Below are 23,858 nucleotides of genomic sequence, written 5' to 3'. Positions count from 1 at the left end.
ACTCCTGCTCCATGGCAGGATCGCGAGACATGAGAACTCTGTACCCGCCCATCGAACCCTACGAGTCCGGCCTGCTCGACGTGGGTGACGGCAACCAGATCTACTGGGAGGTCTGCGGCAACCCCGACGGAAAGCCGGCCGTCATGCTGCACGGCGGGCCGGGCGCCGGGTGCAGCGCCAACCACCGCCGCCAGTGGAACCCCGAGCTGTACCGCATTGTCCTGTTCGACCAGCGCAACTGCGGGCGCAGCCTGCCGCACGCCAGCACGCCGGGCACGTCGCTGGCCGCCAACACCACCTGGAACCTGGTGGCCGACATGGAACGGCTGCGCGAGCACCTGGGCATCGAGCGGTGGCAGGTGTTCGGCGGGTCGTGGGGCAGCGCGCTGTCGCTGGCCTACGCCCAGACGCACCCCGACCGGACGACCGAGCTGGTGCTGCGCGGCATCTTCACGCTGCGCCCGCACGAGCTGCGCTGGTTCTACCAGGAGGGCGCGAGCTACCTGTTCCCCGACCTGTGGGAGTCGTACCTGGCGCCGATCCCCGTCGAGGAGCGCGGCGACCTCATGGCCGCCTACCGCGCCCGTCTCGAAGGCGACGACGACGCGGTCCGGCTCGCGGCGGCCAAGGCGTGGTCCCAGTGGGAGGGCGCCACCATCACGCTGCTGCCCGACCCGAGCCTGGTGGCGGAGTTCGGCGAGGACAAGATGGCGGTGTCGTTCGCCAGGATCGAGAACCACTACTTCCACCACGGCGGCTGGTTCGAGCCCGAGCAGCTCATCAGGAACGTCGACCGCGTCCGGCACATCCCGGCCGTGATCATCCAGGGCCGCTACGACGCCTGCACGCCCATGGCCACCGCCTGGGACCTGCACAAGGCCTGGCCCGAGGCCGACTTCCAGGTGGTGCACGACGCCGGGCACGCGGCGACCGAGCCCGGCATCGTCGACCGGCTCATCGCGGCGACAGACGGCTTCGCGCGAGCCTGACCGCAGGGGTGACCGCGCCGACCAGCAGCAGCGCGAACAGCGGCGCGAGCACCAGGCCGAGCAGGAAGCCGCCGGCCACGTCGTGCGGGTAGTGCACGCCGACGAACACCCGGGAGAAGCCCATCAGGGCGGCCAGCGGCAGCACCACCCAGGCCAGGGCGCGCCAGACCAGGATGAGCGTGCCCGCCGCCCCGGCGGCGATCACGGTGTGGTTGCTGGGGAAGGACCAGTCCGTGGAGGGCGGGCAGGCCGCGATCGTGGCGATGCCGCCGCGGCACGGCCGGTCTTCCCGGACCAGCAGCTTCACGCCCTCGCTCACGATGTACGCGCCCACCACCCCGGCCGGACCGGCGAGGGCGAGCGCGAGGTCGCGGGCGGGGGCCTGGCGCGCCCGCCACCAGCACACGAGGAAGAGCGCCGCGAAGATGAACAGGCCGGCGTCCGTGCCGAACTCGGCGAGGGCGTGCAGCCACCCGGGCGTGGTCAGAGCGAAGTCGACGATGTCGCGGTACACAGGTGTCCAATCCGTGAACGGGTAGTGGACACGACCTTATGAACTTTGATCGTCAAATGCTTCCACCGAAAGGGCGATTCCGGTCCTTACCCAAGATACTGGCGCATGAGGAGGGCGCGCCTCTGCTCCAGCTCGCCTTCGGTGATGAGGCCGCGGTCGAACGCCTCGGCCGTCGCGTCCCGCTCGGCCATGTAGTACGCGGCCATGATCTCGCTGCGCAGCGGGGTGAAGCCACGCTCCACGCAGTCGGAGAAGACGGTGACCTTCTGCTCGACGACGCCGGCGGGGACGGTGCACGTCAGGTCGTGCGCCTTGAGCTGCTGAACCGCTTCACGAAGGGTGACCGGACCGAGGGACCCGTTGAAACGGGTGTCAAGGGTGATCTTCACTGTTTTTACGCCTCCAATCGTTTCAAACGCATCGACTGAGACCGCGTATTCCCAGTTCAGAGCGGGTAAGAGGGCAAACGTGATCGGAGAGCACGTGATCGTCGGCTACAGCAACGACCCCGGTGGGCGGGACGCCCTCGCGCTCGGGGCCGCCATCACCCGGCTGACCGGGGGCGAGCTCACGGTGGCGTCGATCTATCCCCCGGGCAGCCCGGGGCTGGCCGTCGAGGCCCAGGCCAACCTGGCGCACGCGGGTGAGGAGCTGGGCGTCGTCCCGGCCGAGTACATGGCGTTCGAGAGCCGGGGCACCGGCCGCGGGCTGTCGGTGCTGGCCAGCAGGATCAGGGCGGACCTGATCGTGGTCGGCTCGGCGAGCGGCGGCCAGTACGGCCGCATCGCCGTCGGCAGCACCGCCGACCACCTGCTGCACCTGTCGCCGGAGGCGGTGATGCTGGCGCCCTCGGGCTACGTGCCGCCCGACGAGCCCGCCCGGCTCACCCTGGCCTACGTCCACCGGCCGCAGTGCGACGCGGCGGTCGAGCGGGTGGCCCAGGCGGCGCTGCGGCTCGACGTGCCGCTCCGGCTGATCACCCTCGACCTGCGCACCGAGAACCAGGGCAAGCTGCGCGACGACCTCGCCCTGGCCGTACGGCTGGCCTGGGAGAGCACCGGCATCGAGGCCGAGTCGGAGGTGGCCGAGGGCCACGACGTGCAGGCCGCGCTCAAGGACGTCGAGTGGCTGCCCGGCGAGCTGCTGGTCTGCGCCGCCGGCGAGGACGCCCAGCCGCACCGGGTGTTCCTGGGCGAGCTGGCGATGAAGGTGCTGCGGTCGTCGTCCTGCCCGGTCACCGTGCTGCCGCGGGGGTTCTCCTAAGCTTCTGGGCGTGCGTGTCGCCCGATTGATCGTCGTCGTGGTGCTGGCCTCGCTGGCCGGCGTCTACGTGGTGGCCGGCGCCTGGGGGGCGCTGCCGGTGCTGGCCGTGCAGTGCGCCTTCACGCTGCTGGCCAGGAAGGGGTGGCTGCTCGCCGTCCAGGGCGTGCTGGTCTACGCGGTGACGCTGGGGCAGGGCGCGTCCGTCGCGATCCTGGGCTTCCTCGCCGGGTCGCTGCTGGTGACGCGCTGGTGGGCGCTGGCGCCCGCGGTGGCCTTCAGCGGCGTGGTGATCCATCACTGGCGCCATTCCGGGGACGCGGTCTCCACGACGGACCTCGCGATCACCACGGTGCTTCTGTCGCTGGTCGTGTTCGGCCTGATCCGGCTGGTCGAGCGGGTGGCCGAGAGGGAGGCCACCCGTCCGGCGCTGGCCGCGGCAGCGGTGGCCGAGGAGCGGCTGCGCATCGCCGCGGAGCTGAGCGACGGCCTCGGCCGCGGCCTGGCCACGATCGGCGCGGGCGCGCGGCGGGCGTTGGCCGCGCCGCGGGACGCGGCCGGGACGCTCGGCGAGGTGGTCGCGACGGCGCGGCTGTCGCTGGCGGACGCGCGCGCCGCGGCGGCCAGCTACCGCGCGATGTCCCTGGCCCCCGAGCTGACCACCGCCCGCGCCCTGCTGGAGGCGGCCGGCGTCGGCGTGGAGGTGCGCGCCGCCCACACCGAGCCGCTGGGCCCGGCGGGCGCGCTGCTCGCCTCGGTGCTGCGCGAGGCGGTCACGGACGTCGCCCGCCGCGGCACCGCCACCGTGTGCGTGATCGAGACCTGGGAGGAGCCGGAACGAGCCCAGGTGCACCTGCGCGTGGCCGACGACGGCCGCCGCACGGCCGAGGACGACGACACCGGCGGGCTCGCCGGCCCGGCGGGGCTCACCCGCCAGGTGGCGGCGGCGGGCGGCGCGCTCACCCGCGGCCTGTCCGGCCGGGGCCGGTACACGGTGGAGGCCGTGCTGCCCGCCACGCGCCCGCCCGCGGCGGCCCGGCGCGAGCCGCCCGACGTCTCGGTGGTCCTGCTGGCCGCCGTGCTGGTCGGGTTCAGCGTCAAGGCGTTGCTGCAGATCCCGGCCGGGCTGCTGGCGCCCGCGGTCGCGGCGCTGGCCGTGATCGTCGTCATGCAGCTGCGCTCGGTCACCGGCCGCCACATGGTGGCGCTGGGGGTGATGGCGGCGCTCACCTTCGCCCCGATCCCGGTGTTCGGGCCGATCTGGCTGGGGACGGCGGGCTTCCTCGCCGGTCCGGTGCTGCTCGCCTTCCGCCCGCGGACGGCCTGGCCCCTGACGGCCGCGATCCTGGCCGCGGTCTGGACGGTCGCCTCCCTGTACGAGCTGCCCGGCCGCGTCAACATCACGGTGAGCACGCTCACCACCGGCCTGGTGGTCTACAGCTTCCTGCGCCTGGCCCAGCTGGCCAAGGAGCTGCACGCGGCCAGGGAGAGCCTGGCGCGGTCGGCCGTCGTCGAGGAGCGCCTGCGGGCCGCCCGCGACCTGCACGACCTGCTCGGCCACAGCCTGGCCGCCATCCTGCTCACCTGCGAGCTGGCCCGCCGGCTGCCCGACCCCGTCCGGGAGCTGGAGAACGTCGTCGCCATGGCCGAGCACGCCCAGGACGACCTGCGCTCGGTCACCGGCGAGCAGCGCGAGCTGTCCTTCGCCGCCGAGGCCGAGTCGGCCGGGAAGGTGCTGGCGGCGGCCGGGGTCGAGGTCACCCTGCGGCTCGCGCACCCCGAGCTGCCGGCCGAGGTCGAGACCGTGCTCAGCACCGTGCTGCGCGAGGCCGTGACGAACGTCCTGCGCCACAGCGCCGCGCGCGCCTGCGTGATCTCCACCTCCGCCGCCGGCGGCGAGGTCCGGCTGCTCGTCCGCAACGACGGCGCGGGCACGGCGGCCGCCCGTCGCGGCTCGTCCGGGCTCGGCAACCTCACCACCCGCCTGGCCACGCTGGGCGGCCGGCTCACGACCGCCGCCGCGGACGGCTGGTTCCGGCTCGACGCGCGCGCCCCGCTAGATCCAGCCGGCCTCGGTGGCGATGCGCACGGCGTCGGTGCGGTTGCGCGCGTTTAGCTTGGCCACGATGGCCGTCAGGTAGTTGCGCACGGTCCCGGCGGTCAGGTGCAGCCGCCGGGCGATGTCGGGGGCCTCGGCGCCGCCCGCCACCAGCCGCAGCACGTCGGCCTCGCGCGGCGTGAGCGGGTTGTCGGCCAGGTCCCAGGCGGTGACCGCGAGCGACGGGTCGAGCACCCGGCCGCCGCGGGTGACCTCCCTGATCGCCGCGACCAGCTCCTCCGGCGGCGCGGTCTTCAGCAGGAAGCCGTCCACCTGGGCGGTCAGGGCCCGTTTGAGATGGCCGGGTTTGCCGTAGGCGGTGAGCATGAGCGTGCGGCACGAGGGCACCCTGGCCCGGATCTCCGCCGCGGCGGCCAGCCCGTCGAGGGTGCCGGGCATGTCGATGTCCAGCACGGCCACGTCCGGCCGGTGCGCGGCGGCCGACGCCACGGCCGCGTCACCGGACTCGACCGCGGCCACGATCTCGAAGTCGGACTCCAGGCCGAGCAGGGTCGCGAGCGCGTGCCTGATCACGGCCTGGTCCTCGGCCAGAAGTACGCGAATCACCGCACATGTCTATCAGTTCGCGCGCAGCACCCGGTCGTACAGGTCCAGGTAGCGGTCGGCCATCACGCCGGGCGAGAAGCGGCGCCGGGCCTCGCGGCGGCACTCCTCGGGATCGATCTCGTCCACCCGCTGGACGTACTCGGCCAGCTCCTCCTCGGTGTCGGCGAGGAAGCCGGTGCGGCCGTGGTCGATGATCTCGGGCAGGCAGCCGCGGCGCAGGCCCACCGGCGGGACGCCGAGCGCCAGGGCCTCGACGACCGCCGTGCCGCCCGGCTCGTCCCACTGGATGGGGAAGAGCGCGGCGCGGGCCGAGGCGTACAGTTCGTCCCTTTCCTGACCGCCGACCGCGCCGATCCACCTGACCAGGTCGCCGTCGAGGTAGCGGGACACCTGGTCGAGGTGGTACCGCACGTCGGGATGGCTGTGCAGCGGGTGGTAGGGGTCCTGCAGGACGACGTCCAGCTCGGCCTGGCTGTCCCGGCCGCAGACCGGGCCGGCCACGACCAGCGGCAGGCCGAGCTTCTGGCAGATCCGGGCGGCCACGTGCTGGCCCTTGAGCCCGCAGATCCTTCCCATGATCACCAAGTGCTCGCCGCGCTCGGCGCGGACGTCCTGGCCGGCCAGCGGCGTGGCCAGGTGGACGGCGCCCAGCGAGGCGGCGCGCAGTGCCTCCGGGGCGCGGGCGAGCTGCGAGTCCGACACCCCGTTGACCGCGATCGAGCGCGGGAAGGCCCCGTAGAACGCCGGGTGTTTGCGCAGGTCCCAGTGGAGGGTGTGGAGGACCGGCGGCCCGCCCAGCGCGGCCAGCACCGCCGGCCCGACGACCTCCACGTGGTCGTGGACGAGGTCGATGTCGTCGCGGCCGCGCAGCTCGGCGGCCACCCGCGCCTGGTGCGCGTGCGCGATCCCCATGACCTGGTTGTACGGCTTCTGCAACTCGGCGAACTGGCCCTCGTCGTAGACGGCGATCAGCTCGTCGGCCTCCAGCGTGCTCGACGCCACGGAGGCCAGCACGACCTCGACGCCGCGTTCGCGCAGCGCGGGGACCAGGGTGGCGACCACGTTCTCGATGCCGCCGTAGCCGGGCGGCGGGACCGCCAGCCACGGTCCCGCGTTGATCAGCACCTTCACGCGACGTCCTCCTCCAGCATGAGCGAGGCGAGCGGCGGCCGTTCCGCCACTCCCACGTCCACCAGGCCGGCCCGCCCGTCGAGACCGAACTGCAGCAGCATGTGAGCCGGGGGCACCGAGGACACCACGCGGCCCTGGCGTTCCAGCCGGGACCACGCGGTGAGCATGATCTGCCCGGCCATCCGGCCGAGGGCGTGCACGGACTGGTGGCCGTGCGCGCGGGAGCCCAGGTCCACCTGGGCCATCGCGTCGAGTCCCACCAGTTGGAGGAGGTCGACGAGGAGGCCGAACTCCACGCCGTACTCGGTGACGAAGGGGACCTGTTCCAGCACGTCGCGCCGGGCGGCGTACTCGCCGCCGAGGGGTTGGCGGAAGCCCGCCAGCTCCGGCCAGAACAGGTTGAGCAGGGGTCTGGCCACCAGCTCGGTGACCCGGCCGCCCGCGCCGCGCCGGGGCACGCCGTCCTCGCCCGTGAAGGGCCGTTCGTAGGTGGCCTTGACGAAATGGGTGCCCGGGTTCATCAGCAGCGGACCGACCAGCCCCGACACGAAGTGCGCGCCGAAGTTGAGCAGGTCCGAGTCGACGAACGCGACGATGTCGCCGTGGGAGGCGGCCAGCCCCTTCCACAGCGCCTCCCCCTTGCCCGACAGGCGCGGCAGGTGGGGCAGCACCTCGTTCTGCGCCACGACGCGCGCGCCCGCCGCGCGTGCCCGTTCCGCCGTCGCGTCGGTGGAGTTGGAGTCGACGACGAGGATCTCGTCGACGAGTGGCGCCTGCTCCACCAGTTCACGTCTGATCACGGTGACGATGTCCCCGACCGTGCGCTCTTCGTCGCGCGCCGGCAGGACGACGCTCACCGTTGTGTTGCCCTTGGCCTCGATTAAGGCATCCACCGGCCATTCCGCGGCCGTACTTGAATGCGGGCCGCACCACTCCTGGGCCCTGGCCAAGGCTCGCACATCTGTCTCCATGCAGTCAGCCCCATCTCATAGGGGCACGACCCCTGCCCGATCTATGCGCCTTCGAACATCCTTGTTTGTTAACCCCTAGACGTGGCATATGTCGGGTTGTGTCCCCAATTACCCGTGTCGGCATCATTGGTGCCGGAAATGTCGCCGCTCGCCACGCAGATGTCCTGTCCGGCTTCCCCGATGTGACGATTGCCGGGGTGGCCGACACCGATCTCCACAAGGCTGAGGCGTTGGCCTCCGCGCACGGCGCCCCCGCCTACGGCGACCATGCCGGCCTGCTGGAGGCCGGCGGTCTCGACGCTGTCTACGTCTGTGTGCCTCCTTTCGCGCACGGTAACCCTGAATACGACGTCTTGTCGTGCAATCTCCCGATTTTTGTGGAAAAACCCCTTTCTCTCGACCTCAAAACCGCAGAAAACATCGCGGCCGAAATCGACCGGCGCGGGCTGCCGTCCGCCGTCGGCCACCACTGGCGCTACCTCGACATCGTCGACCGGGCCAGGGAACGGCTCGACGGCCGTCCCGTGCAGCTCGCGCTCGGGCACTGGCTGGACAAGGTCCCGCCGGTCGGCTGGTGGCTGAAGGCGAGCCTGTCGGGCGGCCAGATCCTGGAGCAGGCGGTGCACGTCCTGGACCTGGCCAGGCTGCTGGTGGGCGAGGTGTCGATGGTGCACGCCGTCCCGGCCGGGAACGCGGTGGACGGCGAGATCGACCGGGCCACGTCGGCCGTCATGAGCTTCGCGGGCGGCGCGACCGGCCTGCTGGCCACCTCCTGCCTGCTGCGCCACAAGCACCGGGTGGGGCTGGAGGTGTGCGCGGACGGCATCGCGCTGGAGCTCAGCGAGACCCGGCTGCTCGTGGACGGCGAGGAGGCCGTCGAGGACGGCGGGCACGCCAAGACCCTCGTGGACCGGGCGTTCATCGACGCGGTGCGCGGGAAGGACGCCGACGTGCGCGCGCCGTACGGCGAAGCCCTGCGAACCCACCGCCTGGCCGTCGCGCTGGCGCGCTCCGCGGCGGAACGGAGGCCGGTGGTGCTGGATGACTGAGGCGACGAGCACGATCCTGAGCATCGAGGCGCCCGGCGAGGTGTGCCTGGTCGAGGAGAAGCTGCCCGGCCTGCCCGACGGCGGGTTCATGGTCGCCACCACGCACAGCGGCGTCTCGGCGGGCACCGAGCTGACCTATCTCAAGGGCGCCAACCCCTACCTCACCTCGGCCTGGGACCCGGCGCTCGGGCTGTTCCTGCCGGGCACGCCGTCGGTGGCGTACCCGGTGCGCGGCATCGGCTACATGCAGGTGGGCGTGGTCGCCGAGACCCGCACGCGGGCCGTGGCCGAGGGCGCGCGGGTCGCCATGGCCTACGGCCACCGCACGGCGTACGTGGCCGACCCGATGGCCGACCGGTTCGTCGTGCTGCCCGGCGACCTCGACCCGCTGCTCGGCATCTACGTCGCCCACATGGGCCCGATCTGCGCCAACGGCCTGCTGCACGCGGCCGCCGACCTGCACGGGCCGGCCGTCCAGCACCTGGGCGACGGCGTGCGCGGCCGCCGCGTCGCGGTGGTCGGTGCGGGCGTGGTGGGGTTGCTGACCGCGTCCTTCGCCCTGTCCTGCGGGGCCGCCGAGGTGGTGGTCGTGGACGAGACCCGGGCCAGGCTCGCGGTGGCCGAGGCGATCGGCGCGCAGGTGCTGACCGCCCCCGACGACGACCCGGCGGTGACGCTGAAGCGCCGCTGGCGGCACGCCCCGGGCGACCGCGGCGCGGACCTGGTCTTCCAGTGCCGCGGTCAACCGCGGGCGCTGGCCCTGGGGCTGCGGCTGCTGCGCCCGCAGGGCACGCTGATCGACCTCGCGTTCTACACCCAGGGCGCCGACGAGGTGCGGCTCGGCGAGGAGTTCCACCACAACGGGCTGGCGCTGCGCTGCGCCCAGATCGGCCGGGTGCCGCGCGGCCTCGCGCACGCCTGGGACCGGGAACGCCTGTCGCACGAGACGATCGGCCTGCTCAGGGAGCGCGGAAGGCTGCTACGCGAGCACCTGGTCACCGACGTCGTCGGCTTCGGGGAGGCTCCCGAACTTCTGACCGATCTCGCGGCCCGACGGCGGCAGGCCGTCCAGGCCGTGCTCAGCCACGACGTCGAGGATGAGGGCCGCTGACCAGCTGAAGTCCCGGCACCCGTGGCCGCGCAGCGTGAACGGGTTGAAGTACTCGCGGAAGCCGGAGTGGGCGACGGCGTGGATCATGCCCTCGGCGAGCAGGTCGGCCAGGTCGGGACGGCGGTCCCGGAGCCCCTGCCAGACCAGCCAGGTCAAGTTGATCCAGCTCGGCCCGCGCCAGTAGCGGGCCGGGTCGAACTCGGCCGTGGCCGGGGCGTGGCTGGGCAGCACGCCGTCCTTGAGGGAGAACTTGTCCAGGGCCGTGCCGATCAGCGCCTCGGCGATCTCCGGCGGCAGCCCGGGGAGCATGAGCGGCACCAGGCCGGCGGCGCTGCCCGAGCGGATCAGCCGGCCGGTGCGCAGGTCGCGGGGGCGGAAGTGGCCGTCCTGGTAGAGGTGGTCGACCATGGCGGCGGTGACGGCGGCGGCCTCGCGCCGGTGGGGCTCGGGGTCGTGGCCGCACACCTGCGCGATCTCGGCGAGCGCCGACTCGGCCACGCCGTACGCGGCGTTGAACAGCGGGTCCTCGATCGCGAAGGAGCCGGCCAGCCGGTAGCCGCTGTCGCGGTAGGCGGCGGCCAGGGCGACGTACCGCTCGTAGTCGCGGTCGGTGGGGCGCTCGTCGGCGCTGACGGTGTTGAGGTCCCGGCGGACGAAGCCCGTCGCGCCGGTCTCGACCGCCCGCAGCGGAAGGTCCCAGGCCGGGCTGTTGTCCATGCCCGACTCCCACGGGTGGACGATCGAGATCAGGCCCTCGGGCGAGCGGCGGGAGGCGCGCAGGAACTCCTGCTGGGCGACGAGCTTGGGGTAGATCCTGGCCAGGAACGCCGGGTCGGGCTCGGCCTGGTGCACCTTCCAGGCGGCCAGCGCGTGCACGGGCGGCTGCACGATGCCGGAGGTCGCCGAGCCGGACGGCGCGCGGGCGCCCCAGAACTGCGGGCCGGGGAAGTAGGCGCCCTCGGGCACGACGGGGTTGAACACGATGTGCGGCACCCGGCCGTCGGCCCACTGGGCGCCGAACAGCGACAGCAGCTCCGCCCTGGCCCGCCGCGGCGACCAGCGGGCGTTGCCGATCGCGATGAAGGCGGAGTCCCAGCTCCACTGGTGGGGGTACAGGCGACGGGAGGGAACCGTGTGGCTGCCGTCCCAGTTGGCGACGAGCACGCGTATGGCGTCGCGAAGGATCATAGGAATTTCCTGATGAAGGCCGCCGTCTGCGGGAGCACGATCTCGGGCTCGCCCCGCAGCCGGCATTCGAGGGCGAGGTAGCCGTCGAAGCCGACGGCGTCGAGCGTGGCGAGCTGCGCGCCCCAGTCGAGGTGACCGGTGCCGGGCTGGTTCCTGTTGGACTCGCTGATCTGCATGTGCGCGAGGTACGGGGCCGCCTCCACCAGGGCCCGGCAGGGGTCGTCCTCCTCGATGTTCATGTGGTAGGTGTCGCCGACGATCCTGATCGAGTCCATCGAGCAGTACGAGACCGCGTCGGCCAGCGTGTTGACCATGTGGTTCTCGTACCGGTTGAGGGGTTCGAGCATGATCAGCACGCCGTTGCGCTGGGCGTGCTCGCCGAGGATGCCGAGCGCCTCGGCCAGCACCTCGCGGTCGTCCGCGGCGGTGCGCGGCGGCTCGAACGGCGGCAGCCGGAGCGAGAACTGGCCCCACGAGGCCGGGGTCATGACGCCGATGCCGCCCAGCTCGGCGATCACCGTGAGCTGCGACCTGAGCTGCTGGATGGCGTCCTTACGCTTGGCCGGGTCGAAGTCGCCGATGAAGTGCGGCATCTCGACGCACACCGTCGGCATCACGACGCCGTCGGCCAGCGCCCGCTTGAGCTCGGTCAGCCGGCCGGCGAAGTGGAAGTCGCCCTTCCCTCTCAGCTCGATCGCGTCGAACCCGGCCTCCACCGCGAACGCGAACTTCTCCTGCAGGCTGCGGCCGGGCAGAAGCTGCTCCTGGGCGGCGAGCTTCATCGTGACTCCTCGAAGGTGAAGACGAGCTGGAGCACCTCGGACTGATGCTTGTCGATCAGGTCGAACGCCTCGGCCGCCTGCTCGACCGGCACGAGGTGGGTGACCAGGTCGCCGACCTCGACCTCGCCCCGGTGGACGAGCTCCATGAACGTGCGCTGGAGGCGTTCGACGTCCCAGCGGTGGGCCAGCCAGGAGGCGACGCCGCCGATCTGGGAGGAGACGAGCTGCACCTGGTTGTGGTGGAACTCCTCGCCCAGCCGCAGCCCGATGCCGTCGCCCTGGTAGAAGCCGGCCGCCACGACCCGGCCGCCCTTGCGCACGCTCCTGATGGCCTCCTGGAGGCCCAGGTGGTTGCCGCTGAGCTCGATCGCGGTGTCGGCGCCCTCGATGCGCTTGCGCAGGAACTCGGCGACCGAGCCCGACCGCACGTCGAACGTCTCGGCGGCGCCGAACTTCCTGGCGAGTTCGAGCCGGTCGGGGATGGCGTCGGCGGCCACCACCCGGGCGCCGCTGAGCACCGCCAGGCGGGTGGCGAGCAGGCCGATGACGCCCTGGCCGAAGATCGCGACCTGGTCGCCCAGGTGCACGTCGGCGGCGTGGACGGCGTTGAGCGCGATGGCGCCGACCCGGGCGAAGACGCCCGTGACGGGGTCGGCCCCCGGCGGCAGGATGTGCCCGGCCAGCTTCTCGGCGGGGACGACGGCCTCGGCGCGGTGGCCCCAGATGCCCCACACGAGGCTGCCGACGGGCGGCTCGGCGACGTCGGGGGCCGCCTCCACCACCTCGCCGACCTCCTGGTAGCCCCAGCCGGACAGGGGGTAGGCGTGCGTCTGGCCTTCGAGGAAGAGCCGGCGCTCGGTGTCCCACTTACGGGTGAGGTACGGATTGGTGCCGCGATATGCGGTCAGCTCGGTGCCCGCGGAGACCCCGGAATAGAGGGTCCGCACCCGGACGGAGCCCGGCACGAGTTCGGCGGGCGACTCCAGGCTGACGCTGACACGGCCTGGCTCTTGGAAGGTGATGACGCGCATACCCCACACTTACGCTTTTTGATCAAACAAAAGTCAGAGATTTAGTGTTTGTTTGCACACCATAGTTGCGCTCGAAACACTCGTAAGTCTACGACTTCCGTCGATCGCGGCCGATGGAATCCAGGTTTCCGGTAGGGCGCGTTCTGGAAAGAGACCTTACCGACATGTCACACCCCGTCTGTCCACCTGATCCGGAAGCGCCAGAAGTGCTCGTCCGGGCAGCAGCCGGATGACCGAAATGACATCAGACCAGATCGTTTCGAGGTGGGCGTCCGTGATCGGTTCTGGGGAAGATTTGCCGGAACGCCGACCAACCTTTTACCGACGGCCCTGATGACGTGCGGCGGCGGCACGGCGAGGGTACGGACCGGTCTCGTTCTCGCCTACGCCAGGTGCCTGCCCCTTTTCTACGGGTAAGTGCGGCATATCCCCAACCAGAGGAGCGTGCCATGCCGAACCGGGTCACCGCCGTCCTCTCCGTCGCCCTGCTGGCCTCGGCCGCCCTCACGGCCTGCGGCGACGGCGGCGGGCAGCAGTCCGGCGCGAACCAGATCACCGTCTGGACCGAGGAGAACCTCGGCGACCGGATGGCCGTGCAGAACCAGATCATCGCCGAGTTCACCAGGAAGACCGGGATCAAGGTGAAGCTGGTCGGCGTCGGGGAGGACCAGTTCAGCCAGACCGTGACGGCCGCCGCCGCCGCGGACGACCTCCCCGACGTCATCGGCGCGCTGCCGCTGGCCGCCGTCCGCGAGCTGGAGGCCAACGACCTGCTGGACACCGAGACGCCGGGCCGGATCGTGGACGGGCTCGGCAGAGACTCCTTCTCGCCGCGCGCGCTCGAACTGGACTCCTCGGGCGGCAGGCTGCTGGCCGTGCCCAGCGACGGGTGGGCGCAGCTGCTGCTCTACCGCAAGGACCTGTTCGACAAGGCCGGGCTGGCGCCTCCGGACACCTACGAGGCGCTGGAGGCGGCGGCGGCCAAGCTGAACGCGGGTGGGGTGGCGGGCATCACGCTGGCGATCGCGCCCAAGGACTCCTTCACCGCGCAGAGCTTCGAGCACGTGGCGCTGGCGAACGGCTGCCAACTAGTCGACAATTCCGGAAATGTCACGCTAGACAGCCCGCAGTGCGTGAAAGCCTTCGATTTCTACGCGAAACTGGCGAAGAACTACTCGGTCAAGGGCAAGCAGGACGTCGACTCCACCAGGGCCACGTACTTCTCCGGGAAGGCGGCCATGATGATCTGGTCGTCGTTCATCCTCGACGAGCTGGCGGGGCTGCGTAAGGACGCGCTGCCCAGCTGCGCCGAGTGCCGCGCCGACCCCGAATGGCTGGCGAAGAACACCGGCGTGGTCACGGCGCTGAAGGGCCCCGGCGCGAGCGCGCCCGCCCAGTACGGCGAGATCGTCTCCTGGGCGGTGCTGCGCGGCGCCGCCGCCGATCCGGCCGCCAGGTTCGTCAGGTACATGATGGACGAGGGCTACGAGCGCTGGATCGGGATGGCGCCCGAGGGCAAGTTCCCCACGCGCAAGGGCTTCGCCGACACGTGGAAGAAGCTGCCCGCGGGCGTGGACGCCAAGAAGCCGCTGTCGGAGGTCTACCCGGCCGACGTGCTCGACGCGCTGCGCCGCAGCCCCGACACCTTCGCCCGCTGGGGCATCCCGCAGGGCCAGGGCAAGCTGGTCGGCGCCACGATGGGCGAGCTGCCCGTCCCCAAGGCCCTCAGCCAGGTGGCCGACGGCTCGCTGACCCCGCAGGCCGCCGCCGCCCAGGCCAAGAAGGACGTGGAGACCATCAAGCGCGGGATCCGTCAATGAGCGCATCCCGCACCCTGCGGCAGCGGGAAGGGCGGGCCGGGCTGGCGTTGATCTCGCCCACGCTGGTCATCACGCTGGTCGTGGTGGTGCTGCCGCTGCTGTGGGCGATCATGCTGGCCTTCCAGGACGTCCGGCTGATCAACATCCGCCGGGCCGGCGTCTTCGGGCACTACACGCTGGAGAACTTCACGTACGTGATCTCCGAGCCGGGCTTCTGGGCGTCGCTGGTCAACACCCTGATCTACACCGTGGCCGGCACGGCGTTGTCCATCGCGATCGGCCTGGTGACCGCCCTCGCCCTGCGCGCCAAGTTCCCCGGCCGCACCCTGGTCAGGGCCTCGATCCTGATCCCGTACGTGGCGCCCGTGGTGGCCGTGGCCTTCCTCTGGGAGACCATGCTGAACCCCCAGTACGGCATCGTGAACACCTGGCTGAAGGAGCCGATCGCCTTCCTCACCCAGGCCCAGGGCGACTTCCTGGGGCTGAAGGTGCCGGTCGCGCTGCTCACGGTGATCGCGTTCGAGGCGTGGCGGTACTTCCCGTTCGCGTTCCTGTTCATCCTGGCCCGGCTCCAGGCGCTGCCGGCCGAGCTGGAGGAGGCCGCGGTCGTGGACGGCGCCACCCCCACCCAGCGCTTCCGGCACGTGATCATGCCGCAGCTCTGGCGCATCGTGGCGCTGCTGGCGGTGCTGCGGTTCGTGTTCACCTTCACCAAGTTCGACGACGTCTACCTGCTGACCGGCGGCGGCGCCGGCACCGAGGTGGTCAGCGTGCGCGTCTACAACTTCCTGACCGCCCGCGACGACATCGGCGCCTCGGCCGCGCAGGCGATCGTGCTGGCCGTCGTCCTCGTCGTGCTGCTGGCCGTGTACCTGCGCTTCTTCTCGGGAGGCGACCGTGAGCAGGGATAGGTTCGAGCGCGCACTGTTCGCGGCGCTGCGGCCCGTGGTCATCGTGTTCCTGTTCGCCGTCACCGGGCTGCCGTTCCTGTACATGGTGACGCTGTCCGTACGGGACATCCAGGAGCTCATCCTGGAGCCCGGCTCGGTGTGGCCGCGGCACTTCACCCTGGACACGTACGTGAACGTGCTGACCACGCAGGGGTTCCTCACGTTCATCAGGAACAGCGCGGTCGTGGCGGTCGCGTCGGTGGCCGCCACGCTGCTGATCTCGATCCCGGGCGCCTACGCCGTCGCGCGGCTGCGGTTCTTCGGCCGGCGGCAGGTGCACTTCCTGTTCCTCGCCGTCTACCTGTTCCCGGCGATCGTGCTGGCCATCCCCCTGTTCGTGCTGTTCACCATGCTGGGCCTCAGGGGATCTCTGGTCGGACTGATCCTGGTTTATATCGCGCAGACCGTGCCCGTCACGGTATACATGCTGCGCAACTACTTCGAGACCGTGCCGCAGAGCGTGGAGGAGGCGGCCGCGATCGACGGCTGCTCGCGGCTGTCGACCATCTGGCGGGTGGTGCTGCCACTGTCCAAGCCCGCGCTCATGGCAACCGGCCTCTACGCGTTCATGATCGCGTGGAACGAGTTCCTGTTCGCCCTGCTGTTCCTCGTGGAGCGGCGGGAGAGCTGGACGGTCTCCCTGGGGCTCTCTCAGCTGGCGGGGAGCATAGAGATCCCCACGACGGTGCTGATGGCAGGATCCGTGGTGCTGACGCTGCCCATCGTGATCGTGTTCTTCGCCAGTGAACGCCTGCTGACGGAGGGCCTCACGGCAGGAGCGGAGAAGGGATAGACATGCTGACGGCAGGGCAGGTCCTCCAGCTCATCCGCGATGGCTCCTGCCGTACCCGCAAAGACCTGATCGAGTTCACCGGCCTGTCCCGGTCGACCGTCACCGACCGGGTCGACCGGCTCATCGCCGCCGGCTACCTGCACGAGTCCGGCGTCGGCGCCTCGGGCGGCGGCCGGCCGCCCTCGGTGCTCGACGTCGACGCCGCCCGGCGGCTGATCCTCGTGGCCGACCTGGGCGCCACCCACGCCAGGGTGGCGCTCACCGACCTCGCCGCCCGTCCGATGGCCGAGGAACGCGCCGAGATGCGCATCGACCGCGGGCCCGAGCCCGTGCTGACGTGGGTGCGCGAGGCGTTCCAGCGCCTGCTGGACAGGACCGGGCGGCCGGCGGCCGACGTGTGCGGCATCGGGCTCGACCTGCCCGGCTCGGTCGACCACACCGGCGGACGGGTGATCAGGTCGTTCCTGATGCCGGGCTGGGACGACCACCCGATCAGGGAGGCCGTCGGGCGCACGTACGACGTGCCCGTCCTGGTGGAGAACGACGCCAACGCGATGGCCCTCGGCGAGTGGTGGTCGTCCTGGCGGGAGACCGACTCGCTGATCCTGGTCAAGGTGTCCACCGGCATCGGCACCGGCATCGTCCTCGACGGGCGGATCTACCGGGGCGTCGAGGAGGCCGCGGGCAACATCGGGCACGTCCGCATCCGGGAGACCGACGACCGGGTGTGCACCTGCGGCTCGCGCGGCTGCGTGGCCTCCCTGGCCAGCGGGCACGCGCTCGCGGCCGACCTGGGCCGGGAGACCAGCCGCGACGTCGTGCGCCTGGTGCAGGCCGGCGACCCGGCGGCGATCGCGCGCGTCCAGGAGGCGGGCCGCACGCTGGGGGTGGTGCTGGCCACCGCGGTCAGCCTGCTCAACCCCGGTGTGCTGGTGCTGGCCGGGGACATGGCCCAGACGGAGGAGCACTACCTGACCGGGATCAGGGAGATCGTCTACCGGCGGAGCCTGCCGTACACGACGCGCAACCTGGAGATCGTCACCAGCAGGCTCGGCGACCGGGCCGGGATCGTGGGCATGGCGGTGATCGTGATGGAGCACGTGCTCTCCCCCGCGGCCGTGGACGCCGCGCTGGCCGCCGTCGGCTGATCAGGCCAGCGCGCGCGGCAGGGCGGTGGCGGCCTCGGTGAGCGAGGGGCCGTACCAGGTCAGCAGGCGGCCGCTGACCAGCGCGCAGTCCAGGCCGGGGAACGCCTCGGGGCCGTCGTCCGCGCTGAAGGCGTAGGGCTCGTCGGGCAGCACGACCAGGTCGGGGCGGTTGCCGGTCAGCTCGGGCAGGGGGATCTTGGGGTAGCGGTCGGGGTGGGCGGCGTACAGGTTGTCCACGCCGAGGTGCCGGAGCACGTCCCCGGTGAAGGTGTCGCGGCCCACGACCATCCAGGGGCGGCGCCAGATCGGGACGATCGCGGTGCGGCGCGGGCCGTCCGCGGGGGCTCCCCACGCCTGGCGGGCCTCCGCCAGCCAGTCCGGGCGGTCCGTACGGCAGGCGTGCGCGAACATGCGCTCCAGCGAGGCGAACGCCTGCTCCAGCGTCTCGATCCTGGTCACCCACACCGCCACGCCCGCCTCGCGCAGGGCCTCGACGTCGGGCGCGCGGTTCTCCTCGGCGTTGGCCAGGACGACGTCCGGGCGCAGGCGCAGGACGGCGTCGAGGTCGGGGTTCTTGGTGCCCCTGACCCGGGCCACGTCCAGGTCGGCCGGATGCGTGCACCAGTCCGTCGCCCCGACCAGCGCCTCCGGGACGGTCGCCGCCACGGACTCGGTCAGCGACGGCACCAGCGACACGATCCGCCGGACGGTCTGGGGTACCTCCACAGGGATCCCTGTGTCATCGTGGACCACGGCACCACCTTAGGTTGCGTTTACCTGAAATATGCGTAGCACCACTCTTATGTCGGTATAGGTCCGTAGAATCCCGGTAAAGATCGTTAAAACTCTGTGATCGGGGGCTCGACGGTTGGAGCACGAGGCATCGGATTTCGATCCGAACACGCCGAACGTGGCACGGCTCTACGACTACTACCTCGGCGGCAAGGATCACTTCCCGGTCGACCGCGAGGCGGCCGAGCGCATCCTCACGGTGGCGCCCGAGGTACGGGCGGCGGCGCGGGCCAACCGCGCCTTCCTCGGCCGCGCCGTACGCCACCTCGCCGAGTCCGGCATCAGGCAGTTCCTCGACATCGGCACGGGGCTGCCGACCCAGGGGAACGTGCACGAGGTGGCCGCCAAGGTCGCCCCGGGCTCCCGCGTCGTCTACGTCGACCGTGACCCCGTGGTGCTGGTGCACGCCAGGGCGCTGCTCACCGGCCACGGCGAGGACACGACGGTGGTAGAGGGCGACCTGCGCAACCCGGGCGACATCCTGCGCGACCCGGAGGTGCTGCGGACCATCGACTTCAGCCGGCCGGTCGCCGTGCTGCTGGTGGCGATCATGCACTTCATCGAGGAGTCCGACGACCCGGAGCGGATCCTGAAGACCCTGCGCGAGGCCATGGCGCCGGGTAGTTACCTGGTCATGTCCCACGGCACCAGCGACGCCCGTCCCGACGCGGTCAGCGCGGGCACCGAGGTCTACCGCAACGCCACCGCGCGGCTGGCGCTGCGCAGCCGGGCCAGGATCAGGGAGCTGTTCGAGGGGTTCGAGCTGGTGGAGCCCGGTCTGGTGTGGCTGCCCGAATGGCATCCCGACCAGGCGGACACGATCGACTTCATGGACCGCCCCGAGTCGTCGCTCATCGTGTGCGGCGTGGCCAGGAAGGTCTAGGACGCGCCCATGGACCTCGGCCTCGCCGTCCCGCAGTACGGCAGGTTCGCCGCGCTGGGCAGCGTGACGCGGGTGGCCCGCGAGGCCGAGGCGATGGGGTTCGCCGGCCTGTGGGCGGGCGACCGGCTGCTGACGCCGCTGCGGCCCAAGGACCGCTATCCCGGGGGCGACGGCAGCGTGCCGCCGGCCCATCGGGTGTTCCTCGACCCGTTCGCGGTGCTGGCGGTGGCCGCGTCCGTGACCTCGTCGGTCCGGCTCGGGACCAGCGCGCTCAACGCCTGCTGGTACCCCCCGCCGGTGCTGGCCCGCTCGCTCACCACGATCGACCACCTGAGCGGCGGCCGGCTGGCGGCGGGCCTCGGCCTCGGCTGGTCCTCCGACGAGTACGCCGCCGTGGGCGTGCCCTGGAAGGGCCGGGCCGAACGCTACGAGGCCACCCTCGACGCCCTGGAGGCGATCTGGGGCGCGGACCCCGTGACGTTCGAGCACGAGCTGTGGACGATCGCGCCCAGTCACATCGGCCCCAAGCCGGCCCGCCGCCCGCCGCTGCTGCTGGCCGGGTTCGCCTCGGAGGCGTTGCGCCGGATCGGGCGCAGGGGCGACGGCTGGCTGACGGCCGCGCTGCCCGTGCCCGTGCTCCTGTCGATGTGGGAGACGGTCAGGGAAAGCGCCGAGCAGGCCGGACGCGACCCCGACGCCCTGCGCATGATCCTGCGCTCCAACCCGGTGATCACCGCCGACGGCGTTCCGCCGCGGAGCGGCACGGTGGCCGAGATCGCGGCGTACCTGTCGCAGGCGGCGGAGGCCGGGGTCCACGAGGTCATCCTGGACCTCCAGCACACCGCCGCCGACGACGACCACCTGCTGGAGCTGGCCGCCGACTTCCGCGAGCGTCTCAGCGCGGCTTGAGCGGAGGGTTACTTGAGCGCGGACAGCGCGCCCTCGTAGTCGGGCTCCTGGGTGATCTCGGGCACCAGCTCGGAGTAGACCACGTTGTCGTCGGCGTCGATCACGACGACCGCGCGCGCGGCCAGGCCGGCCAGCGGGCCCGACTCCTGGGCCACGCCGTAGTCGGCCAGGAACTCGCGCCCGCGCATGAGCGACAGCATGGTCACCTTGTCCAGGCCCTCGGCGCCGCAGAACCGGTTCTGGGCGAAGGGCAGGTCGGCCGAGACGCAGAGCACGACCGCGTCGGGGTGCTCGGACGCGACCTGGTTGAAGCGGCGCACGGAGGCCGCGCAGACGCCGGTGTCGACGCTCGGGAAGATGTTGAGCACCTTGGTCTTGCCGGCGAAGTCGGCCAGCGTGCGGTCGGACAGGTCGGTGCCGACCAGCTTGAAGGCGGGCGCGGCGTCGCCGGGCTTCGGGAAGGCGCCGCCCACGGTGATCGGGTTGCCCTTGAAAGTGACGTCGGACATGAAAGCCTCCTGATAGCGATGTTCCCCGACCAGCGATCCTAGCGGCGCGATCTCCCCTAGACGTTGCGCCGGTACTGGCCGCCCGCCTCGAACAGGGCCTCGGTGATCTGGCCGAGCGAGCAGACCCGGGCCGCGTCCATCAGCACCGCGAACGCGTTGCCGTCGGACATCGCGACCTCGCGCAGCCGCGACAGCTCCGCGGGGGCCTGCGACCGGTTGCGCTCGTGGAAGGCGTGCAGGCGGTCGAGCTGCGACTGCTTCTCCTCCTCGGTGCCCCTGGCCAGCTCCAGCTTGTGCGGGTCGGACTGCTCGGCGCCGGGGTTGCGGAAGGTGTTGACGCCGATGATCGGCAGGGATCCGTCGTGCTTGCGCATCTCGTACAGCATCGACTCGTCCTGGATCTTGCCGCGCTGGTAGCCGGTCTCCATCGCGCCGAGCACGCCGCCCCGGTCCGACAGCCGCTCGAACTCGGCCAGCACGGCCTCCTCGACCAGGTCGGTCAGCTCGTCGATGATGAACGAGCCCTGCAACGGGTTCTCGTTCCTGGCCAGGCCCCACTCGCGGTTGATGATGAGCTGGATCGCCATCGCCCGGCGCACCGAGTCGGCCGACGGGGTGGTGACGGCCTCGTCGAAGGCGTTGGTGTGCAGGCTGTTGCAGTTGTCGTAGATGGCGATCAGGGCCTGCAGGGTGGTGCGGATGTCGTTGAAGGACATCTCCTGGGCGTGCAGCGACCGGCCCGAGGTCTGGATGTGGTACTTGAGCTTCTGGGAGCGCTCGGCCGCGCCGTAACGCTCGCGCATGGCCACCGCCCAGATCCGGCGCGCCACCCGCCCGAGCACGCTGTACTCGGGGTCCATGCCGTTGGAGAAGAAGAACGACAGGTTCGGCGCGAAGTCGTCGATCCGCATCCCCCTGGCCAGGTACGCCTCCACGTACGTGAACCCGTTGGCCAGCGTGAACGCGAGCTGGCTGATCGGGTTGGCCCCCGCCTCGGCGATGTGGTAGCCGGAGATGGAGACCGAGTAGAAGTTCCTGACCCCGTTCTGGATGAACCATTCCTGGATGTCGGCCATCATCCGCAACGAGAACTCGGTGGAGAAGATGCAGGTGTTCTGCCCCTGGTCCTCCTTCAGGATGTCGGCCTGGACCGTGCCCCTGACCGTGGCCAGCGTACGGGCGCGCAGCTCGCGGGCCTCCTGCTCGTCGGGCTCGCGGCCCTGCTCGGCGCGGAAGCGGTCGAGGGCCTGGTCGAGCGCGGCGTTGAGGAAGAAGGCCAGGATCGTGGGCGCCGGGCCGTTGATCGTCATGGACACCGACGTGTTGGGCGCCGCCAGGTCGAACCCGTCGTAGAGCACCTTCATGTCGTCGAGCGTGGCGATGGACACGCCCGAGGTGCCGACCTTTCCGTAGATGTCAGGACGCAGGTCGGGGTCGTGGCCGTACAGGGTGACCGAGTCGAAGGCGGTGGACAGCCGGGTGGCGGGCTGGCCCTCCGACAGCAGCTTGAAGCGCCGGTTGGTACGGAACGGGTCGCCCTCGCCGGCGAACATCCTGGTCGGGTCCTCGTCGTCGCGCTTGAACGGGAACACCCCGGCGGTGAACGGGAACGATCCGGGCAGGTTCTCCGAGCGCAGGAAGCGCAGCAGGTCGCCGTGGTCGCTGAAGCGCGGCAGGGCCACCCGCGGGATGCGGTTGCCCGACAGCGTCTCGCGCCAGAGCGGCGTGTGGATCTCCCGGTCGCGGATCTTCACGACCAGCTCGTCGCTGCGGTACGCCTCCTGGACCGCGGGCCAGCCGTCGAGCAGGTGGCGGCTCTCCTCGCTCAGCTCGCCCTCGGCCTGCTCGGCGAGCCCGGCCAGCCGGGCGTCCTCGCCGCCCAGGAGCTCCTGCACGGCGGCGAGCTGCTGACGGCGGCGCGCGACCTCCGCCTGGGCCAGCGTCTCGGCGTGGTAGGTCCGGACGGAGTCGGCGATGTCGGACAGGTAGCGGGCGCGGGCGGGCGGGACGATGGCCGCGGCCGCCTTGGAGGTGCGCTCGGTCACGACGGGCAGCAGCCCCGGCCCGACGTCCGCCAGCAGCAGGCCCTTGAGGTGCTGGTAGAGGGCGGTGACGCCGGCGTCGTTGTAGCGGGCGGCGATCGTGCCGAAGACCGGCATGTCCTCGGGCGACTGGCCGAACGCCTCCCGGTTGCGCACGAGCTGGCGGCGCACGTCGCGCAGGGCGTCCTCGGCGCCGCGGCGCTCGTACTTGTTGATGACGACGGCCTCGGCGAAGTCGAGCATGTCGATCTTCTCCAGCTGGGAGGCGGCGCCGAACTCGGGGGTCATGACGTAGATGGGCACGTCGACGTGCGGGACGATGCCGGCGTCGCCCTGGCCGATGCCGGGGGTCTCCACGATCACCAGGTCGTAGCCGGCCGCGCGGCACGCGGTGACCACGTCGTCGAGGCAGGCCGGGACCTCGTTGGCCGCCCCGCGGGTGGCCAGCGAGCGGAAGTAGGTCTGGGGGCCCAGGCTGTTCATCCTGATGCGGTCGCCGAGCAGCGCGCCGCCGCCGCGCCGGCGGGTGGGGTCGATGGCGAGGATGGCGATGCGCAGCTTGTCGTCGTTGTCCACCCGGAACCGGCGGACCAGCTCGTCGGTGAGCGAGGACTTGCCCGAACCGCCCGTGCCGGTGATGCCGAGCACCCGCGCCGGTCGCTCCTGGACGGCGACCGCCGCCTTCAGCCCCTCGGCCAGCTCGGCGGGGGCGCGGCCGGACTCCATGAAGGTGATCGCGCGGGCCAGCGCCGCCTGGTCGCCCGAGAGCACGGCCTCGACCGACGGCGGGTCGCCGAGCTCGTGGTCGCACTCCTCGATCAGCTTGTTGATCATGCCGGGCAGGCCGTACCGCTGGCCGTCCTCGGGCGAGAAGATGCGCGTGACGCCCCGCTCGTGCAGCAGCTCGATCTCCTCGGGGACGATCACGCCGCCACCGCCGCCGTACACCTTGACGTGGCCCGCGCCGCGCTCGCGCAGCAGCTCGACCAGGTAGGTGAAGAACTCGACGTGGCCGCCCTGGTAGGAGCTGATGGCCACCCCCTGGACGTCCTCCTGGACGGCGGCCGTGACGATCTCGTCCACGGACCGGTTGTGGCCGAGATGGATCACCTCGGCCCCCTGCGTCTGGAGGATGCGCCGCATGATGTTGATCGCCGCGTCGTGGCCGTCGAACAGCGCCGCGGCGGTCACGAAACGGACAGGGTACGCCGGAACGTGCACGCCTGATCACTCCTTTGTGAGGGGACCCCTCCTGCGAAAGATACTAGGACGTCCAACTATTTCGATAGTAGGACGTCCTCGTAGCTCGTTCCGGTCTGGG

21 protein-coding genes and 1 pseudogene are annotated in these 23,858 nt (G+C 71.5%); 11 read left to right on the top strand and 11 right to left on the bottom strand.

The window, feature by feature from the left end:
• Positions 1-29: 29 nt before the first annotated feature.
• Positions 30-989 carry a prolyl aminopeptidase gene (pip, locus tag ABT158_RS02055; protein ID WP_352349909.1) on the top strand — a complete coding sequence of 320 codons (960 nt, stop codon included), beginning with the start codon at positions 30-32 and terminating at the stop codon, positions 987-989.
• Here the strand turns inward: pip and ABT158_RS02050 are convergent.
• Both ABT158_RS02050 and ABT158_RS02045 read right to left on the bottom strand, forming a co-directional pair.
• A complete protein-coding gene (locus ABT158_RS02050; RefSeq protein WP_352349907.1) occupies positions 955-1,503 on the bottom strand; it encodes a phosphatase PAP2 family protein in 549 nt (182 codons plus the stop codon). The two genes, pip and ABT158_RS02050, sit on opposite strands and share 35 nt — an antisense overlap.
• Before the next feature lie 86 nt (positions 1,504-1,589).
• Complete coding sequence (locus tag ABT158_RS02045) at positions 1,590-1,892, bottom strand: hypothetical protein (protein ID WP_352349905.1); 303 nt, start codon at positions 1,890-1,892, stop codon at positions 1,590-1,592.
• Between the two features lie 79 nt (positions 1,893-1,971).
• Between ABT158_RS02045 and ABT158_RS02040 the strand changes: the two genes are divergently transcribed.
• Entirely contained in the window at positions 1,972-2,766 is a 795-nt protein-coding gene (locus tag ABT158_RS02040; RefSeq protein WP_352349903.1) for a universal stress protein, read from the top strand.
• A gap of 10 nt (positions 2,767-2,776) precedes the next feature.
• A complete protein-coding gene (locus tag ABT158_RS02035; RefSeq protein WP_352349901.1) occupies positions 2,777-4,879 on the top strand; it encodes a sensor histidine kinase in 2,103 nt (700 codons plus the stop codon).
• On the opposite strand, the gene ABT158_RS02030 is transcribed toward ABT158_RS02035, so the two are convergent.
• Genes ABT158_RS02030 through ABT158_RS02020 form a run of 3 tightly spaced genes read right to left on the bottom strand, consistent with a single transcriptional unit; the run spans position 4,820 to position 7,530 of the window.
• Positions 4,820-5,428 (bottom strand): response regulator transcription factor, encoded by a 609-nt coding sequence (locus ABT158_RS02030; RefSeq protein ID WP_352349899.1) that lies wholly within the window; start codon positions 5,426-5,428, stop codon positions 4,820-4,822. The two genes, ABT158_RS02035 and ABT158_RS02030, sit on opposite strands and share 60 nt — an antisense overlap.
• A 12-nt stretch (positions 5,429-5,440) precedes the next feature.
• On the bottom strand, positions 5,441-6,559 hold the full coding sequence (locus tag ABT158_RS02025; protein ID WP_352349897.1) for a glycosyltransferase: 1,119 nt from the start codon (positions 6,557-6,559) through the stop codon (positions 5,441-5,443).
• Positions 6,556-7,530 carry a glucosyl-3-phosphoglycerate synthase gene (locus ABT158_RS02020; RefSeq protein ID WP_352349895.1) on the bottom strand — a complete coding sequence of 325 codons (975 nt, stop codon included), beginning with the start codon at positions 7,528-7,530 and terminating at the stop codon, positions 6,556-6,558. The genes ABT158_RS02025 and ABT158_RS02020 overlap by 4 nt, the downstream gene beginning before the upstream one ends.
• Positions 7,531-7,628: 98 nt before the next feature.
• Between ABT158_RS02020 and ABT158_RS02015 the strand changes: the two genes are divergently transcribed.
• Both ABT158_RS02015 and ABT158_RS02010 read left to right on the top strand, forming a co-directional pair.
• The gene (locus ABT158_RS02015) at positions 7,629-8,579 is read left to right on the top strand and encodes a Gfo/Idh/MocA family protein (RefSeq protein WP_352349893.1); all 951 of its coding nucleotides are present in this window, start codon (positions 7,629-7,631) and stop codon (positions 8,577-8,579) included.
• Positions 8,572-9,690 carry a zinc-binding dehydrogenase gene (locus ABT158_RS02010; protein WP_352349890.1) on the top strand — a complete coding sequence of 373 codons (1,119 nt, stop codon included), beginning with the start codon at positions 8,572-8,574 and terminating at the stop codon, positions 9,688-9,690. The genes ABT158_RS02015 and ABT158_RS02010 overlap by 8 nt, the downstream gene beginning before the upstream one ends.
• 9 nt (positions 9,691-9,699) lie before the next feature.
• Here the strand turns inward: ABT158_RS02010 and ABT158_RS51270 are convergent.
• The 3 genes and pseudogenes from ABT158_RS51270 to ABT158_RS02000 all read right to left on the bottom strand — a co-directional run.
• Positions 9,700-10,878 (bottom strand): annotated as a pseudogene (locus ABT158_RS51270) (MGH1-like glycoside hydrolase domain-containing protein); the annotation flags it as partial.
• Complete coding sequence (locus ABT158_RS02005) at positions 10,875-11,660, bottom strand: sugar phosphate isomerase/epimerase family protein (protein ID WP_352349888.1); 786 nt, start codon at positions 11,658-11,660, stop codon at positions 10,875-10,877. The pseudogene ABT158_RS51270 and the gene ABT158_RS02005, both read right to left, overlap by 4 nt.
• The gene (locus ABT158_RS02000; protein WP_352349887.1) at positions 11,657-12,691 is read right to left on the bottom strand and encodes a zinc-binding dehydrogenase; all 1,035 of its coding nucleotides are present in this window, start codon (positions 12,689-12,691) and stop codon (positions 11,657-11,659) included. The genes ABT158_RS02005 and ABT158_RS02000 overlap by 4 nt, the downstream gene beginning before the upstream one ends.
• A gap of 449 nt (positions 12,692-13,140) precedes the next feature.
• Here ABT158_RS02000 and ABT158_RS01995 point away from each other — a divergent pair, with 449 nt between their 5' ends.
• The 4 genes from ABT158_RS01995 to ABT158_RS01980 are packed head-to-tail and all read left to right on the top strand — an operon-like array spanning position 13,141 to position 17,402.
• Positions 13,141-14,511 carry an ABC transporter substrate-binding protein gene (locus ABT158_RS01995; RefSeq protein ID WP_352349885.1) on the top strand — a complete coding sequence of 457 codons (1,371 nt, stop codon included), beginning with the start codon at positions 13,141-13,143 and terminating at the stop codon, positions 14,509-14,511.
• Positions 14,508-15,422: a carbohydrate ABC transporter permease gene (locus tag ABT158_RS01990; protein ID WP_352349883.1), complete on the top strand. Its 915-nt coding sequence runs from the start codon at positions 14,508-14,510 to the stop codon at positions 15,420-15,422. Before ABT158_RS01995 ends, ABT158_RS01990 begins: the two co-directional genes overlap by 4 nt.
• A complete protein-coding gene (locus tag ABT158_RS01985) occupies positions 15,409-16,254 on the top strand; it encodes a carbohydrate ABC transporter permease (RefSeq protein ID WP_352349881.1) in 846 nt (281 codons plus the stop codon). The genes ABT158_RS01990 and ABT158_RS01985 overlap by 14 nt, the downstream gene beginning before the upstream one ends.
• A 2-nt stretch (positions 16,255-16,256) precedes the next feature.
• Complete coding sequence (locus ABT158_RS01980; RefSeq protein WP_352349879.1) at positions 16,257-17,402, top strand: ROK family transcriptional regulator; 1,146 nt, start codon at positions 16,257-16,259, stop codon at positions 17,400-17,402.
• On the opposite strand, the gene ABT158_RS01975 is transcribed toward ABT158_RS01980, so the two are convergent.
• A complete protein-coding gene (locus ABT158_RS01975; RefSeq protein WP_352349877.1) occupies positions 17,403-18,128 on the bottom strand; it encodes a helical backbone metal receptor in 726 nt (241 codons plus the stop codon). It lies immediately after the preceding gene.
• A 142-nt stretch (positions 18,129-18,270) separates the two neighbouring features.
• On the opposite strand from ABT158_RS01975, the gene ABT158_RS01970 reads away from it, so the two are divergent.
• Both ABT158_RS01970 and ABT158_RS01965 read left to right on the top strand, forming a co-directional pair.
• Positions 18,271-19,077 (top strand): SAM-dependent methyltransferase, encoded by an 807-nt coding sequence (locus tag ABT158_RS01970; protein ID WP_352349875.1) that lies wholly within the window; start codon positions 18,271-18,273, stop codon positions 19,075-19,077.
• A gap of 9 nt (positions 19,078-19,086) precedes the next feature.
• Complete coding sequence (locus ABT158_RS01965) at positions 19,087-19,986, top strand: TIGR03619 family F420-dependent LLM class oxidoreductase (protein ID WP_352349873.1); 900 nt, start codon at positions 19,087-19,089, stop codon at positions 19,984-19,986.
• 8 nt (positions 19,987-19,994) lie between these two features.
• On the opposite strand, the gene tpx is transcribed toward ABT158_RS01965, so the two are convergent.
• Positions 19,995-20,495 carry a thiol peroxidase gene (tpx, locus tag ABT158_RS01960; RefSeq protein WP_352324335.1) on the bottom strand — a complete coding sequence of 167 codons (501 nt, stop codon included), beginning with the start codon at positions 20,493-20,495 and terminating at the stop codon, positions 19,995-19,997.
• A gap of 56 nt (positions 20,496-20,551) precedes the next feature.
• The gene (icmF, locus tag ABT158_RS01955; RefSeq protein ID WP_352349871.1) at positions 20,552-23,758 is read right to left on the bottom strand and encodes a fused isobutyryl-CoA mutase/GTPase IcmF; all 3,207 of its coding nucleotides are present in this window, start codon (positions 23,756-23,758) and stop codon (positions 20,552-20,554) included.
• Positions 23,759-23,858 lie beyond the last annotated feature (100 nt).

This window comes from Nonomuraea sp. NPDC001636 (assembly GCF_040298265.1).
Taxonomy (GTDB): domain Bacteria; phylum Actinomycetota; class Actinomycetes; order Streptosporangiales; family Streptosporangiaceae; genus Nonomuraea.
The sequence above is the reverse complement of the archived record's forward strand: the minus strand, read 5'-3'. Positions and strand labels throughout refer to the sequence as shown.

What these genes read in the sequence shown, in the direction of transcription:
- tpx (WP_352324335.1), bottom strand. Translation starts at nt 20,495, where the DNA reads ATGTCCGACGTCACTTTCAAGGGCAACCCGATCACCGTGGGCGGCGCC.
- ABT158_RS02000 (WP_352349887.1), bottom strand. Translation starts at nt 12,691, where the DNA reads ATGCGCGTCATCACCTTCCAAGAGCCAGGCCGTGTCAGCGTCAGCCTG.
- ABT158_RS01990 (WP_352349883.1), top strand. Translation starts at nt 14,508, where the DNA reads ATGAGCGCATCCCGCACCCTGCGGCAGCGGGAAGGGCGGGCCGGGCTG.
- ABT158_RS02020 (WP_352349895.1), bottom strand. Translation starts at nt 7,530, where the DNA reads ATGGAGACAGATGTGCGAGCCTTGGCCAGGGCCCAGGAGTGGTGCGGC.
- ABT158_RS02005 (WP_352349888.1), bottom strand. Translation starts at nt 11,660, where the DNA reads ATGAAGCTCGCCGCCCAGGAGCAGCTTCTGCCCGGCCGCAGCCTGCAG.
- pip (WP_352349909.1), top strand. Translation starts at nt 30, where the DNA reads ATGAGAACTCTGTACCCGCCCATCGAACCCTACGAGTCCGGCCTGCTC.
- ABT158_RS01980 (WP_352349879.1), top strand. Translation starts at nt 16,257, where the DNA reads ATGCTGACGGCAGGGCAGGTCCTCCAGCTCATCCGCGATGGCTCCTGC.
- ABT158_RS02010 (WP_352349890.1), top strand. Translation starts at nt 8,572, where the DNA reads ATGACTGAGGCGACGAGCACGATCCTGAGCATCGAGGCGCCCGGCGAG.
- ABT158_RS01965 (WP_352349873.1), top strand. Translation starts at nt 19,087, where the DNA reads ATGGACCTCGGCCTCGCCGTCCCGCAGTACGGCAGGTTCGCCGCGCTG.
- ABT158_RS01995 (WP_352349885.1), top strand. Translation starts at nt 13,141, where the DNA reads ATGCCGAACCGGGTCACCGCCGTCCTCTCCGTCGCCCTGCTGGCCTCG.